A 14,897-nucleotide genomic window follows, 5' to 3' on the forward strand; every position below is an offset into this window, starting at 1 on the left:
ACTCCGGCGGCTTTTTTGTTTATCTATAGAGCGGGTTATGCCCGGAAGTAATCCTGCAGCGGGCGGACTTCCAGCGAACCGGCCTTCAGCGCCGCGATGGCTTCTGCGGCCGATTCGGCACCTGCCATGGTGGTGTAGTAAGGCAGCTTCTGCATCAGCGTTGCGCGACGGATCGACTTGGAGTCGGACACGGCGCTGGCGCTGTCGGTCGTGTTGAAGACCAGATGGATCTGACGATTGCGGATCGCATCTTCCACATGCGGACGGCCTTCGATGACCTTGTTGATCTTGATCGCTTCGACGCCATTGTCAGCGAGGAAACGCTGTGTGCCGCCAGTTGCCATAACACGGAAGCCTAGGCTTGCGAGCTTGCGCACCGGCGCCAGAACGCGTTCCTTGTCTTCGTCGCGTACCGACACGAACACAGTGCCTTCACGCGGCAGTTCCACGCCTGCGCCAAGCTGCGCCTTGGCGAAAGCCAGTGCGTAGTCGTAGTCGAGGCCCATGACTTCGCCGGTCGAGCGCATTTCCGGTCCGAGCAGCGTATCGACGCCCGGGAAGCGGGCGAACGGGAACACGGCTTCCTTGACCGCTATATGCGGGCGCGACGGTGCCTGCGGCTTGCCGCCGTAAGCGCCGAGCGCGTCTTCAAGGCTTTCGCCAGCCATGATGCGGGCAGCGACCTTGGCAATCGGGGTGCCGATGGTCTTGGCAACGAACGGAACCGTACGCGAAGCGCGCGGGTTGACTTCGAGGATGAAGATTTCGCCATCCTTGATCGCGAACTGGACGTTCATCAGGCCGCCGACATTGAGCGCCTTGGCCAACGCTTCGGTCTGACGTTCGAGTTCGGCAACGGTTTCAGCCGAGAGCGAGTGAACCGGCAGCGAGCAGGCGCTGTCGCCCGAGTGAATACCGGCTTCTTCGATATGCTCCATGATGCCCGAGACAAAGCTGTCCTTGCCATCGCAAAGGCAGTCGACGTCCACTTCGATAGCCTGGGTCAGGTAGGTATCGAACAAAAGCGGGTTCTTGCCGAGCAGCGTGTTGATCTGGCCGGTCTTGTCGTTCGGATACTTCGCCTTGATGTCTTCCGGCACCAGTTCCGGCACGGTGTCGAGCAGATAGGCTTGCAGCGTGCGCTCGTCATGGATGATCTGCATGGCGCGGCCACCCAGAACATAAGACGGGCGGACGACCAGCGGGAAACCGAGGTCAGCAGCGACGAGGCGGGCCTGTTCGACCGAATAGGCAATGCCGTTCTTCGGCTGGTTCAGGTCGAGTTTGACCAGAAGCTTCTGGAAGCGGTCGCGGTCTTCCGCAAGGTCGATGGCGTCCGGCGAGGTGCCGAGGATCGGAATGCCAGCCTTTTCAAGCGCGTTGGCGAGCTTGAGCGGGGTCTGGCCGCCGAACTGGACGATAACGCCGTGCAGCGTGCCCTTTTCCTTTTCAACGCGCAGGATTTCCATCACGTCTTCCGCCGTCAGCGGTTCGAAATAAAGACGATCCGAAGTGTCATAATCGGTCGAAACCGTTTCCGGGTTGCAGTTGATCATGATGGCTTCGTAATCGGCATCGCCGAGCGCGAAAGCCGCATGGCAGCAGCAATAATCGAACTCGATGCCCTGACCGATACGGTTCGGGCCGCCGCCGAGAATGACGACCTTCTTGCGATCCGAAACTTCGGCTTCCGAACGTGGCTGGCCGACGAAGGGCGTTTCATAGGTCGAGTACATGTAAGCGGTCGGCGAAGCGAATTCGGCAGCGCAGGTGTCGATGCGCTTGTAGACCGGATGCACGTCGAGATCGGCGCGCAGCTTGGCGACGTCCGTCGCTTCCTTGTTCGTCAGGCTGGCAAGGCGGGCGTCGGAGAAGCCCATTGCCTTCAGCATGCGCAGGTTTTCTGCGTCCTGCGGCAGGCCATGTTCGCGAATGCGCGCTTCGGTCGAAACGATGGCTTCGATCTGTTCGAGGAACCAAGGGTCGATCTTGGAGGCGTCATGCACCTGCTCGACGGTCAGGCCGAGGCGCATGGCCTGCGCCACCATGCGCAGACGATCCGGCGTTGGCGTGCCGATGGCGGCGCGGATAGCGTTCTTCTCGTCGCCTTCTTCAATGTTCGGAATGGCGATTTCGTCGAGGCCGGTCAGGCCGGTTTCAAGACCGCGCAGCGCCTTCTGCAAGCTTTCCTGGAAGGTACGGCCAATGGCCATCACTTCACCAACCGACTTCATGGCGGTGGTCAGAATCGGCGACGAGCCGGGGAACTTTTCGAATGCAAAACGCGGGATCTTGGTGACGACATAGTCGATCGACGGTTCGAACGAGGCTGGCGTTGCGCCGCCGGTGATGTCGTTGTCGAGTTCATCCAGCGTGTAGCCGACGGCGAGCTTGGCCGCGACCTTGGCAATCGGGAAACCGGTTGCCTTGGAAGCCAGAGCCGAAGAGCGCGAGACGCGCGGGTTCATTTCGATGACGATCATGCGGCCATTGGCCGGGTTGATCGCGAATTGCACGTTGGAGCCGCCGGTTTCAACGCCGATCTCGCGCAGCACCGCAATCGAGGCGTTACGCATGATCTGGTATTCTTTGTCGGTCAGCGTCAGCGCGGGCGCGACGGTGATCGAGTCGCCGGTGTGCACGCCCATCGGATCGAGGTTTTCGATCGAGCAGATGATGATGCAGTTGTCCGCCTTGTCGCGGACGACTTCCATTTCATATTCTTTCCAGCCCAGAACCGACTCTTCGATCAGAACTTCGGTCGTCGGCGATGCGTCCAGACCGCGCTCGATGATTTCGAAGAATTCCTGACGGTTGTAGGCAATGCCGCCGCCGGTGCCGCCGAGCGTGAAGCTCGGGCGGATGATGGCCGGAAGGCCGACAAAGTCGAGCGCCTGCGCTGCCTTGGCAAGGGCATGCGTCATGTAGCGCTGCTTGCGGTCAACTTCGCCGAGCTGCCATTCGGTTTCGAGCTTGTCGAGCGCCTTGTCGAGGTCGCTGCCGGTGTACTGGGTCTTGACTTCCGCACGCTTGGCTTCGTGACGCTTGCGATCCTCGTCCTTGATTTCCGTCGCATTGGCGAGCATGGAATCAGGCGTATCGAGGCCGATCTTTTCCATGGCTTCACGGAACAGCGCGCGATCTTCCGCCTTGTCGATGGCTTCGGCATTGGCGCCGATCATCTCTACATTGTAGCGCTCCAGCACGCCCATGCGGCGCAGCGACAATGCGGTGTTCAGCGCGGTCTGGCCGCCCATGGTCGGCAAAAGCGCGTCCGGGCGCTCCTTGGCGATGATCTTGGCGACGACTTCCGGCGTGATCGGCTCGATATAGGTCGCGTCGGCCAGATCGGGATCGGTCATGATCGTGGCCGGGTTGGAGTTGACGAGGATGATGCGGTAGCCTTCCTCTTTCAACGCCTTACAGGCCTGAGTGCCCGAATAGTCGAACTCGCAAGCCTGGCCGATGACAATGGGGCCCGCGCCGATAATCAGGATCGATTTGATATCTGTACGTTTCGGCATGGGCGCTCATCCTATCTTCTTCGCGTGCATGATCTTATCCGAAAACCGGTTCCCATTTTCGGGATCATGCTCTTGTTTTACGCATGCCTTTGTCTCGAAACCGGTTCCCACTTTCGAGTGACATGCTGCTTAGCCTGCCAGAAAAGCCCGCACGGTTTTCCGGCGGGTTGGCAGCGTATGAATTCTGTGGGCTAAGCGGGCCTTATAGGCAATGATGACCCAAAGCGGAACCCCACAAATGCGCTTATTTCAAAGAAAATGCGGGCATTCACGAAAAATCGTGGCCGAGCGCTGTTTTCTTGCGCGGTGATGCACCAATGCGGTAACGCTCCAGCGCTGCTTTCTGGCTTGATCGGCTGACGGGAAGCAGCGTCCCGTCGCGTGTTTTGAGGCCGAGCGTACCGTTGATCCGCTGCAATTCTGCGACATGGCTGTTAGCCACCCAATGCGAGCGGTGGATCTGCAAACCCGGCGTTTCGCCGATTTCTTTCACGGCATCGGAAAAGCGGATCAGGATGAGTTCCTTGCCCCGGCTGGTGACGACCTGCGTGTAATGGTCGTCCGCCGACAGACGCAGCAACGGGCCGCGATTGCCCGGTTGCAGGCGATTGAGCAGGGCAGGGGCTTCGGGGATCGTGTTTGAAACGGTTTCGATGTCTTTGCGAACTGTCAGATAGGCGAGGACGCAGAAGAGCGCGCTGAGTGGCAGCGAGACCGCCATGTTGCCGAGGAGCGTTTTGAAGGACGGGGTTCTGATCAAGAAACCGTAGTCGACGAGGCCGACCCAAAGGCCAATGGGAATCGCCGCCAGAAGCGCGCCTGTCATCATGCGCGCAAAGGTGCTGGCAACCCACGGTTTCAGCAGGGAATCCGCCAGAACAGCGAACAAAATGGCGATGGACCAGCCGCCAAACTGGATCAGCAGCCAATAGAAGAAGCGGATGGCGACGGGCATCGAACCCGTGCCCAGTGCAGCCGTTATCGTGAAGATCAGCACCACGACAAGAAACGTCATCCAGAGGCGAAGCGCGCGCAAAATGACCGTCATTTCACGAAGCGCGAATTGCATAATGCCGCCAGCCACGAAGTTTTCCTGCATTCCACGTCATTCCAATTGAGCCGAGCGCAGTGTTGTCGAAGGAAGGTCGAAATTCAACCGGAGCATTGCCATGAATTTCGAGCCGCTTCTCCACGCACCGCTTGCTGTCCAGCTGCACGTCGCCACCGTCATACCCGCAGCCTTGCTGGGCGCATTCATTCTTCTGCGCCGCAAGGGCACGCGACTGCACAAATATCTCGGGCGCATATGGATGGTGCTGATGGTCGTCACAGCGATAACGAGCTTTTTCATACACCAGATCAACCTGCTCTGGGGTTTCAGCCCGATACATATCCTGTCTGTGCTGGTCATCGCCGGATGCATCCGATCGGTTATCGCCGCGCGTCAGGGCGCGATTGGCCTTCATCGCAAAATCGTGCGGCAGGTCTACTTTCTGGGCATTGTTGGGGCTGGGCTCTTTGCCTTCCTGCCGGGACGCATCATGCATGCCGTGGCGTTTCCGGATGCTGGCGTCTCGCAGCTTGCGACGGGTGCGGCGGTGGTCGTGGCTGTCTTGCTTGGAAGCTCATTTCTAAGGCACAAGTTTCGCGCCATTCGGTAAGAAAATCCCCGGAAGAAAATATTGCGGGCGAGTCTCCGTTTGTGATGAGGCTTGCCATTTACTTTTTATATTGCGGTGGCAACTCTTTATGCGACAATTATACGAGATTGATTGATGCGCCGCGCAGGGTTGCTGCGGCCGGTGTTGAGGGAGTGGGCGTATGCGCTGGCAAGGTCGTAGGCAGAGTGACAATGTGGAAGACCAGCGTGGCGGCGGTGGCGATTCAGGCGGACAAGGCGGCGGTTTTGGCGGCGGCGGGCCGGGCTTCAAGGTCGTGCGTGGCGGCGGGCTTTCCGGCATTCTCATTCTTGTTGTGATGTTCTTCGTGCTGCGCGCCTTTGGTATTGATCCTATACCGATTCTGTTTGGCGATGGCGGCATGGGTTCGTCGGTGCAGACGCAGCAGCAGTCCAGCGGTCGCACGGCTGCCGAGGGCGGGACAGTCGCCAATGACGAGATGACCCAGTTTGCCCGCACTGTGCTGGCCGAGACGGAAGACGTCTGGAGCGGTATTTTCCAGTCGCGCGGCCAGACATATACGAAGCCGACCATGGTTCTTTTCACCGGTCAGGTCCGCTCGGCCTGTGGTTTTGCATCGGCTGCCTCCGGGCCGTTCTACTGCCCCGGCGATCGCAAGCTTTACATCGATCTGAGCTTCTATGACGAACTGGCGAACCGCTTTGGCGCGTCGGGCAATTTCGCGCAGGCTTATGTGCTGGCGCATGAAGTCGGGCATCATGTCCAGAATCTGCTCGGCATTCTTCCGAAGTTCAACCAGATGCGCCAGCAGATGAATGAGGCGCAGGCCAACCAGATGTCGGTTCGTGTGGAGCTTCAGGCTGACTGCTTTGCGGGCATCTGGGGTTATTACACCCAGCAGAAGGGTATTCTGGAAGCGGGCGATCTTGAAGATGCGCTCAATGCTGCCCACCAGATCGGTGACGATACGTTGCAGCGTCGCAGTCAGGGTTATGTCGTGCCGGAAAGCTTCAACCATGGCACATCGGCGCAGCGCGCCAAGTGGTTCAAGCGCGGCTTCGATACGGGCAAGCTCGAATCCTGCGATACGTTCAGCGGCGATATCTAAGCCGCTCTGATCACTTCATAAAAGGCGGCTTCGGCCGCCTTTTTCTATGCAAGTCATGCGATGGTTCGAATCATTTTCTTCGACCCGTATCAAGCAGGCTTGTCGTAGAATAATTTTCCCTATAAAGGTTTCGCGTCGGCGCGGCCCTTATCCAAATCATGCGTGACGCTCAACTTTGAGCGGCGATGACGCGCGATCCTTTCCAACATTCAAATCATGATGCTTCCTGCGGCAGATCCGCGTGAGCATATTCAGGTGTTCCAATGCTTGACCCCAAATTCGTAAAGCGGGGCCTTTGGCTGGTCTTCATGACGCTGTTTCTCGATATTATCGGGATCGCGATCATCATGCCGGTTCTGCCAGCCTATCTCGAAGAACTGACCGGCGCAGATGTCAGCACGGCTGCCGTCGATGGCGGCTGGCTGCTTCTGGTCTATGCGGCGATGCAGTTTCTGTTTGCGCCGCTGATCGGCAATCTCAGCGATCGTTTCGGACGACGACCCGTTCTGCTGGCCTCCATTCTGACATTTGCAATCGACAATCTCATCTGCGCACTCGCAACCTCATTCTGGATGCTGTTTGTTGGCCGCGTGCTGGCGGGCATCAGCGGTGCAAGTTTTGCGACGGCATCCGCTTATATTGCGGATGTCAGCGATGACAGCAATCGCGCGCGTAATTTCGGCCTGATTGGCATTGCCTTTGGCGTGGGCTTTGCGCTTGGCCCGGTTTTGGGCGGACTTCTGGGTGAATTCGGCCCGCGCGTTCCATTCTACGGGGCGGCGCTCTTGTCCTTCATCAACTTCGTGCTGGCATACTTCCTGCTGCCGGAAACGCTGTCCCTGCAAAACCGGCGCAGCTTCCAGATCGGACGTGCCAATCCGCTCGGTGCGTTGAAGCAGATGCGTAGCTATCCCGGCGTTGGCTGGGTGATGGTCGTCTTCTTCCTGTACTGGCTGGCCCATGCGGTCTATCCGTCGGTCTGGGCCTTTGTCGGGGCCTATCGTTACAATTGGAGCGAGGCGGAGATTGGTCTGTCGCTCGGCATGTTCGGCATTGGCACTGCGGTGGTGATGGCGCTGGTGCTGCCGCGTGCACTGCCGCTTCTGGGTGAACGGCGTACGGCTATCACCGGCGTGCTCTTCGCCGGCTTCGGCCTGACAGGCTATGCCATCGCGTGGGAAGGCTGGATGGTCTATGCGGTCATCTTTCTGACGGCACTGGAAGGGCTCGCCGATCCGCCGCTGCGCAGTATCGCTGCGGGCAAGGTGCCGCCTTCCGCGCAAGGCGAGTTGCAGGGCGCATTGACCAGCGTTTCGAGTATCACGACGATTATCGGACCGCTCCTCTTCACGCAGCTCTTCAGCCATTTTACCGGAGCGAACGCACCGTTTGATTTCGCCGGCATGCCCTATGCAGTCGCGGCGGGGCTGATCTTCATCGCGCTGATCGTGGTCGTGGCGCGGGTTTATCCCAAGCCAAAGCCGAAGATAGCGGATGTCTAAAGGCTATAAATGCACATCAAAAAAGCCGGGGTGTTTGCCCCGGCTTTTTATTTGCTAACAATGTGTTAACCGCAAAATCTCAGATTTAGATTCACGCAGCCTGTTCGCGTTCCGGCAAAAGGGCTTCGCCCTTCTTCTCGCGGATAAGATTGATGAACCGGCGGAAGAGGTAGTGCGAATCCTGCGGTCCGGGCGAAGCTTCCGGATGGTGCTGCACGGAGAAGACCGGCTTGCCGATGACGCGCAAACCGCAATTGGTGCCGTCGAAAAGCGAGACGTGGGTTTCTTCAACATTGTCCGGCAGCGATTCAGAATCGACCGCAAAGCCGTGGTTCATGGAAACGATTTCCACCTTGCCGGTCGTGTAGTCCTTGACCGGATGGTTGGCGCCATGATGGCCCTGATGCATCTTCTCGGTACGGCCGCCAAGCGCCAGCGCCAGCATCTGATGACCGAGGCAGATGCCGAAAACCGGCAGGCCGCTGTCAACCAGCTTGGCAATGGTTGGTACGGCATATTCGCCGGTGGCTGCCGGATCGCCCGGGCCGTTCGACAGGAATACGCCGTCAGGATTGTAGGCCAGCACGTCATCGGCGGTTGCCGTTGCGGGCAGAACCGTAACCTTCGCGCCGAGGCCTGCGAGCAGACGCAGAATGTTGCGCTTCACGCCGAAATCGAGCGCGACCACATGATACTGCGGGTTGTCCAGTTCGCCGAAGCTTTCGCCCTTGATCCAGGGTGTTTCGTTCCAGACCTGGCTTTGGCCGATGGTGACATCCTTGGCGAGGTCGAGATTTTCCAGACCGCTCCAGCCCGCAGCGCGTGCCTTCAAGGCGTCGATGTCGAACTTGCCGTTCGGGTCATGCGCGATGACGGCATTCTGCGCACCGCGCTCACGGATCAGTGCGGTGAGGGCGCGGGTGTCGATGCCTGCAAGCGCGATGACGCCGCGTGCCTTCAGCCATGCGTCAAGGTCTTCGCTGGAGCGATAGTTGGACGGTGCGGTGATATCGGCCTTGAAGATCGCGCCGACTGCGCCGTGGCGGTTGGCTGGTGTCAGGTCTTCGATATCTTCGACATTGGTGCCGACATTGCCGATATGCGGGAAGGTGAAGGTGACGATCTGTCCGGCATAGGAAGGATCGGTCAGGATTTCTTCGTAACCGGTAAGCGCCGTGTTGAAGACAACTTCCGCTTCGATTGCGCCGGTCGCGCCGAGGCCCTTGCCTTCGATCACGGTGCCGTCTGCAAGAACCAGAATGGCGGTTCGCTTTTCGGTCGTCCAGGGTGCGGTTTTCGGGGTCGTTTCGGTCATATCTGCACTCCTGTTTAACTTGCGACACGTAATCCGCGCCACGTTTAATGTTTTAGCTTTTCAGCATACGCTCATGTTCCATCCCTCCAGCTTCACCCCTGTAACCGGGCGAATGGCTTGAAAGACGGAGCGTCAATGGTCATATACGCGCCAACAGGCGACGGGGTCATATATGCGCCAAAAGGCAGCGGGGATTTCAAATCTCCCACTGCGAGCATGTACCGATGTCCTGCTAAGCCTCGATCAATAGAGAAACTTGAGCGTTGGGTCAATCGTCCGTGCGCACTCATTCGGGAAATAATCGCGATAATTATCGCATTATTGTTCTCCGGGCGGGTAGTTCGGACAGCTCATGACTGCGCGCGATTGCTTTATGGGTCACGTTGCGAGTAAGAAGAAACAAACACTGTCAGGAGACAATTCGATGCTTCGCCAGGAGATTTCCCAGGCCCTCACAACCGCGCTCAAGGCGCAGGAAAAGCGCCGCACGTCGACGCTGCGCCTTATTCTGGCTGCCGTGAAGGACCGCGATATCGCCAACCGCACCGCTGGTAAGGACCCGGTCGGAGACGAGGAATTGCTGGGTATTCTCGGCAAGATGGTCAAGCAGCGCGAAGAATCGGCGCGCATCTATGAAGAAGGCAGCCGCATCGAGCTGGCCGACGCCGAGCGCGAGGAAATCGTCATCATCTCCGAGTTTCTGCCACAGCAGATGACTGAGGAAGAAGTCAAGAAGGCTTGCGAGGACGTCATCGCCGAAATCGGCGCGCAGGGTCTGCGCGACATGGGCAAGTGCATGGCCATCCTGAAGGAGCGCTATGCAGGCAAGATGGATTTCACCAAGGCAAGCGCGCTGGTGAAGTCGCTTCTGCAGTAAAATCCTGCTCTGATACGAAATCAAAAGGCCCCGTCAAATGCGGGGCCTTCTTGTTATGTAATCCACGCAGATGTTATGCCGGGCAATCGAAATCAGTTCGCGAGATCGTTTGTCATGGCTACTGCTCTGCTCATCATTGATGTTCAAAACGATATTGTGGCCGGGATGGGTACGCCTGAGCGTCAGCCTGTGATTGATCGGGCTCTGGATGATGTTGTTGCCCGATTGAGTGACGTAAAGGTGCGGGCGCATGCTGCCGGAATTCCGGTTATCCTCGTACAGCATGACGGCGGGCCGGGCGATGCGCTCGAAAAGGGCACGCAGGGTTGGGCGATCCGGGACGAGCTTTCACCTCAGGCAAACGATATCGTGATTGAAAAGACGAGTTGCGATTCATTCCATGAAACCGAGCTTCGGGACCGGTTGAATGAACTGGCGATCACCCATCTGGTTATCGGTGGTTGCCAGACGGAATACTGCGTCGACACGGCGGTGCGCCACGCAATATCGCTCGGCTATGATGTGACATTAATTGCCGATGGGCACACGACAGGCGATACGGCGAGCTTGCAGTTCGCCGATATCGTCGCCCATCACAATGAGACGCTTAACGGGTTCCGGGCAGGAAGCACCCGTGGCCGAACCGCCAACGCCGCCGATATTGTGTTCTAACGGCTTTAGCTCTGCTTGACGGTCTTGAGGCGCGTTTCGCTCAGGAGGCCCTGTTCTTCCAAAACCGGATAGGCCATGGAAGCCAGAAGCGAATTGATCTGCTTCAGATCGCGGATGGTATCGAGATGGATGGTGCTGGTCTCGATACTGCGGGTTGATCCTTCGCGCAGACGCGAGAAGTGGCGCAGGCTTGTCTGCTTCTCCAGTTCGCGCAGGCGGTCTTTTTCCTGAACGAGCTGGCGCGCGGTGCGCCCATCACGCGAGACGACCACGTTGAACGCCAGATGCGCATTGGCCAGAACCATCGCGTGGAAGTGGCTCAGTTCCTCCCAACCTTCTTCTGTGAATTCCAGCTTGTGGTCCATCTTCTTCTGCACCTGCGCCAGCATGTTGCGCACGATGATGTCGCCAACCTGTTCAAGCTTTACGCAAGCGCCGAGCAGTTCCTGCATCCGCAGGGCTTCGAACTCGCTCAGATCCTGTGAGGCAAGCCGGGTGAGGTATAGCTTGATCGCGGCATGCTTCTTGTCCACACGGTCATCGAGAGCAGCCAACTCGTTGATACGGGCCTGATCCGGCTTTTCATAAAGATCAATAATGCGGCGCAGCATGACTTCAACGGTGTCGCAAACGCCCACCACTTCACGGGTGGCATTGGCCAGCGCTTGCGACGGGCGGTTAAGTACGCCTGCGTCGAGTGCGCTATATTCTTCCATTTCCAACGGCTGTGTGGGTGCCGGGGTCTTGTCGGCATTGATCTTGACGAGCGCTTCGGTGGTGCGCAGCACCAGCCCGGACAGCGGAATACCTGCTAACATGACGATCACGTTGAACAGAATATGCGCGTTGACCACCTGCGATACAGGATCGGCGCCGAGGAAAGCTATCGACGGCTTGAAGGCCTCATAGAGCACGAGCATGACCAGCGAGCCTGCGCCGCGCATCAGGAGGTTGCCGAGCGGCACGACGCGGGTTTCAGGTGGGGCATTGCGGGTGAGGATTGGCGCGATGATCGAGGAGCCTAGATTGACGCCCAGCACCATCACCACGGCCAGTTCCGGATGGATGAGGCCGCGCGATGCGAATGTGGTCAGCAAAATGACGGCTGCAACGCTGGAATGGAACAGCCATGTCATCAGCGCGGCCAGCAGATAGGTGGTTATCGGATCGCTCGACAGATAGTCGACGATCACCGGCAGAAGTTCGCTCTGGCGCAACGGCTCGGTGGCCTGTCCGGTCATTTCCAGTGACATGATCAAGAGGCCTATGCCCACGAGAATGCGCCCGATCTGCCGCCAGTCGCGGCGCTCGGTGGTCATGAAAATGCCGGTGCCGATCACAAGGCAGAGCGGAACGAGAATGGTCAGGTCGTAGCTCAGGATTTTGACGACCAGAGCGGAGCCGAGTTCGCCGCCGCGCACGGCCATCAGACCTGCGACACCGCTGACGAAGCCCGACCCCACGAAGGAGCCGACCAGCAGCGTCACAGCGGTAGAACTTTGCAGGGCGACGGCAAGCACGAGACCGAAGGCGACCGATAGAAGCGGGTTCTGCAACTGGTTGCGCAAACGTCTGCGCAGGCGGTCGCCATAGGCGCGCTCTACCCCGGTTCGCACCATGCGGGTGGCCCATAGGAGGAGGGCGACAGCGCCAGCAAGGTGCAAAAGGACCAATGAACCATTCACGGCGAAATCCCTTCGGGTTGGTGGTTGGTGTTGGAAGCTAGAATTATCTCCACAAAACGAAGAAAATATGTTCCGGCTAACGAAATATCCAAGAGATATGGGCTTATTCGCGTCTAAAATCAACAGCTCATAATTGAATGTGAATGTTATATGACAGTTTTATGACAGATGTATGGTTGTGAAACGACCACACAGAAGACTGTGATTAGCGGGGAGGGATATACGCGTGCGATGGACTGTCCGAACCAGCGCGCCTATATACTCTGTAGAATACACACGCCCGCTATCCGGCCGACTTGAAAGTGACACCCGCAATGCGTTTCCCACCCTCCTTTCTCGATGAGATCAGAGATCGCGTGCCGATCTCGACGCTGATCGGAGCGCGGGTTTCGTTCGACCGCAAAAAGAGCAATCCGCCGAAGGGCGATTTCTGGGCCTGCTGTCCCTTCCACGGCGAAAACACGCCGAGTTTCCACTGCGAAGACCGCAAGGGACGTTACCACTGTTTCGGCTGCGGCGTGACTGGCGATCACTTCAAGTTTCTGACCGAACTGGAAGGCTTGAGCTTTCCCGAAGCCGTGGAGCGCGTGGCCGACATGGCGGGCGTGCCGATGCCCGCGCGCGATCCTGAAATGGAAAAGCGTGAGGCACAACGCGCAACGCTTTACGATGTCATGGAACTGGCGACGCAGTTCTTCGAGGCGCAGCTGCAGAGCGCAGCTGGCGCGAAGGCGCGCGCATATCTGCGTGACCGCGGGCTTTCAAGCGCGACGCAACAGGCATTCCGCATGGGTTATGCGCCGGAATCGCGCAATGCCCTGAAAGAGTTTCTGGCAGGCAAAGGTGTCACGCGCGAGCAATTCGAAGCTTGCGGTCTTGTGGTGCATGAAGGTGTTCCCGTTTCCTATGACCGCTTCCGCGACCGCGTCATGTTCCCGATCGAGGACTTGCGTGGGCGTATCATCGCATTCGGTGGCCGCGCACTTTCTGCCGATGCGCCTGCCAAATATCTGAACTCGCCGGAAACCGAACTCTTCCACAAGGGGCGGGTGCTTTATAACGGCCTGCGTGCACGCAAAGCCTCTCAGCCGCAGAATGGCGAACTAGCCAAGCCGATCATCGCCGTCGAAGGCTATATGGATGTGATCGCGCTGGCGCAGGCAGGCATTCATCATGTCGTGGCGCCGCTCGGCACCGCGCTGACCGAAGAGCAGCTCGAACTTCTCTGGCGCATCAGCCCCGAGCCAGTCCTGTGCTTCGATGGTGACGGCGCGGGACTGCGCGCCGCCTATCGTGCTGCCGATCTTGGTCTGCCGACCTTGCAGCCGGGCAAGTCGCTGCGCTTTGCGCTGTTGCCGGAAGGGCAGGACCCGGACGATCTGGTCAAAGCGGAAGGTCCGGCGGCATTCCATGCCGTGCTGCGTGACGCCAGACCGCTTGTCGATATGATCTGGACGCGCGAAACCATTGGCGGTGTGTTCGACACGCCGGAACGGCGCGCCGAACTGGAAGCGCGTCTGCGCGAAATCACCAGCCGCATCGCCAATGAAGATATTCGCCGCCATTACGGTCAGGATATGCGCGAACGCGCCCAGGCATTCTTCGGGCAGGGGCGGCAGCAGGGCGGTCAGCGCAATTCGTCCTTCAACCGGCGCAACGACAACGGGCGTGGACGCGGTGGTCCCGGCATGGGCGGCAGCGGACGTCTTGCAATCTCCGACAGTCTGGTGCGCTCCACGCTGGTCAAGGGCGGACGTCCGGGTGCAGGCACCCATGCACCCTTGCGGGAAACTGCAATTGTGCTGACGCTGCTCAACCATCCGCGTTTGATCGAGGAAGATTTTGAAACGATTGCCGGGCTGGATCTGGCGCATGACGCGTTGAAGACACTGCATCTGGCGATGCTCGATGTTCTGGCCTCCGACCATGTGGACAATGGTGAGGCCATGCGTCACGCGCTGGTCGGCGCCGGGCATCGCGATCTGATCGAAACGCTGGAACAGACGGTGAAGGGGGCAAGGCTCTGGACCGCAACTGCACTGGCAGCGGAAGATGACGCACGCGAAGCTTTGCGGCAGGCGCTTCACTTGCATCAGCGCGCCCGCACACTACATAAGGAGCTGCGAGCCGTTGAGGCCGCGCTTGAAACCGATGAGACGGGCGAACTTTATGCGCGCCTCATCGACATACAAAATCAGATTTTAAAGGCAGATGCGACTGAAGCCCTGATTGATGGGTTTGGTCTGTCGTCTGGACGCTCACCCGGCGGTTTCTGATTCGGCAGGCCGAATCACTTTATTGAAAAGCACCGGGATTACGGGGTTGCAGACGGCCAATAGCGCTCTAATTAGCCCGCGGATGGGTCGCGACAACAAATGATTCGCTTTTTAAGGGCGAATCAGGTGAGTCGCTCTTGACGTATGGCGTAAATGACGGAATCACGACAGTTCGAACAAGGATAGAACGGATAGCGATGATGTTCCGATACCTCTGCTCCGTGTGAAGCGAGATGCGGAACAAGGGCAAAAAACCGTTGCGATGACGTGAGGTCACCGGATCTGCCCACAGAAAATC

Annotated in this window: 10 protein-coding genes; 6 read left to right on the forward strand and 4 right to left on the reverse strand. The window is 58.5% G+C overall.

Annotated elements, in window-relative coordinates:
- Nucleotides 1-35: 35 nt before the first annotated feature.
- Both carB and FHW03_RS12945 read right to left on the reverse strand, forming a co-directional pair.
- Complete coding sequence (carB, locus tag FHW03_RS12940) at nucleotides 36-3,524, reverse strand: carbamoyl-phosphate synthase large subunit (RefSeq protein ID WP_182521005.1); 3,489 nt, start codon at nucleotides 3,522-3,524, stop codon at nucleotides 36-38.
- Between the two features lie 268 nt (nucleotides 3,525-3,792).
- Nucleotides 3,793-4,623: a LytTR family DNA-binding domain-containing protein gene (locus FHW03_RS12945; protein WP_182521006.1), complete on the reverse strand. Its 831-nt coding sequence runs from the start codon at nucleotides 4,621-4,623 to the stop codon at nucleotides 3,793-3,795.
- A gap of 70 nt (nucleotides 4,624-4,693) precedes the next feature.
- Here FHW03_RS12945 and FHW03_RS12950 point away from each other — a divergent pair, with 70 nt between their 5' ends.
- The 3 genes from FHW03_RS12950 (at nucleotide 4,694) to FHW03_RS12960 (ending at nucleotide 7,774) form a co-directional block, all read left to right on the forward strand.
- The gene (locus FHW03_RS12950; protein ID WP_182521007.1) at nucleotides 4,694-5,185 is read left to right on the forward strand and encodes a DUF2306 domain-containing protein; all 492 of its coding nucleotides are present in this window, start codon (nucleotides 4,694-4,696) and stop codon (nucleotides 5,183-5,185) included.
- A 160-nt stretch (nucleotides 5,186-5,345) separates the two neighbouring features.
- The gene (locus FHW03_RS12955; RefSeq protein WP_182521008.1) at nucleotides 5,346-6,272 is read left to right on the forward strand and encodes a neutral zinc metallopeptidase; all 927 of its coding nucleotides are present in this window, start codon (nucleotides 5,346-5,348) and stop codon (nucleotides 6,270-6,272) included.
- A gap of 263 nt (nucleotides 6,273-6,535) precedes the next feature.
- Nucleotides 6,536-7,774, forward strand: coding sequence for a TCR/Tet family MFS transporter (locus FHW03_RS12960; protein WP_182521009.1), 1,239 nt, complete (start codon nucleotides 6,536-6,538; stop codon nucleotides 7,772-7,774).
- Nucleotides 7,775-7,865: 91 nt separating this feature from the next.
- On the opposite strand, the gene carA is transcribed toward FHW03_RS12960, so the two are convergent.
- Nucleotides 7,866-9,089 carry a glutamine-hydrolyzing carbamoyl-phosphate synthase small subunit gene (gene carA / locus FHW03_RS12965; protein ID WP_182521010.1) on the reverse strand — a complete coding sequence of 408 codons (1,224 nt, stop codon included), beginning with the start codon at nucleotides 9,087-9,089 and terminating at the stop codon, nucleotides 7,866-7,868.
- Between the two features lie 424 nt (nucleotides 9,090-9,513).
- Between carA and FHW03_RS12970 the strand changes: the two genes are divergently transcribed.
- Both FHW03_RS12970 and FHW03_RS12975 read left to right on the forward strand, forming a co-directional pair.
- The gene (locus FHW03_RS12970; RefSeq protein WP_151589305.1) at nucleotides 9,514-9,966 is read left to right on the forward strand and encodes a GatB/YqeY domain-containing protein; all 453 of its coding nucleotides are present in this window, start codon (nucleotides 9,514-9,516) and stop codon (nucleotides 9,964-9,966) included.
- 114 nt (nucleotides 9,967-10,080) lie between these two features.
- Complete coding sequence (locus tag FHW03_RS12975) at nucleotides 10,081-10,638, forward strand: cysteine hydrolase family protein (protein ID WP_182521011.1); 558 nt, start codon at nucleotides 10,081-10,083, stop codon at nucleotides 10,636-10,638.
- 5 nt (nucleotides 10,639-10,643) lie between these two features.
- On the opposite strand, the gene FHW03_RS12980 is transcribed toward FHW03_RS12975, so the two are convergent.
- A complete protein-coding gene (locus tag FHW03_RS12980; protein ID WP_182521012.1) occupies nucleotides 10,644-12,323 on the reverse strand; it encodes a Na/Pi cotransporter family protein in 1,680 nt (559 codons plus the stop codon).
- Nucleotides 12,324-12,637: 314 nt separating this feature from the next.
- On the opposite strand from FHW03_RS12980, the gene dnaG reads away from it, so the two are divergent.
- The gene (gene dnaG / locus FHW03_RS12985) at nucleotides 12,638-14,599 is read left to right on the forward strand and encodes a DNA primase (protein ID WP_182521013.1); all 1,962 of its coding nucleotides are present in this window, start codon (nucleotides 12,638-12,640) and stop codon (nucleotides 14,597-14,599) included.
- Nucleotides 14,600-14,897 lie beyond the last annotated feature (298 nt).

It is taken from the genome of Ochrobactrum sp. RH2CCR150, assembly GCA_014138095.1.
GTDB classification, from domain to species: Bacteria; Pseudomonadota; Alphaproteobacteria; order Rhizobiales; family Rhizobiaceae; genus Brucella; species Brucella gambitense.

What these genes read in the sequence shown, in the direction of transcription:
- carB (WP_182521005.1), bottom strand. Translation starts at nt 3,524, where the DNA reads ATGCCGAAACGTACAGATATCAAATCGATCCTGATTATCGGCGCGGGC.
- FHW03_RS12945 (WP_182521006.1), bottom strand. Translation starts at nt 4,623, where the DNA reads ATGCAGGAAAACTTCGTGGCTGGCGGCATTATGCAATTCGCGCTTCGT.
- FHW03_RS12950 (WP_182521007.1), top strand. Translation starts at nt 4,694, where the DNA reads ATGAATTTCGAGCCGCTTCTCCACGCACCGCTTGCTGTCCAGCTGCAC.
- FHW03_RS12955 (WP_182521008.1), top strand. Translation starts at nt 5,346, where the DNA reads ATGCGCTGGCAAGGTCGTAGGCAGAGTGACAATGTGGAAGACCAGCGT.
- FHW03_RS12960 (WP_182521009.1), top strand. Translation starts at nt 6,536, where the DNA reads ATGCTTGACCCCAAATTCGTAAAGCGGGGCCTTTGGCTGGTCTTCATG.
- carA (WP_182521010.1), bottom strand. Translation starts at nt 9,089, where the DNA reads ATGACCGAAACGACCCCGAAAACCGCACCCTGGACGACCGAAAAGCGA.
- FHW03_RS12970 (WP_151589305.1), top strand. Translation starts at nt 9,514, where the DNA reads ATGCTTCGCCAGGAGATTTCCCAGGCCCTCACAACCGCGCTCAAGGCG.
- FHW03_RS12975 (WP_182521011.1), top strand. Translation starts at nt 10,081, where the DNA reads ATGGCTACTGCTCTGCTCATCATTGATGTTCAAAACGATATTGTGGCC.
- dnaG (WP_182521013.1), top strand. Translation starts at nt 12,638, where the DNA reads ATGCGTTTCCCACCCTCCTTTCTCGATGAGATCAGAGATCGCGTGCCG.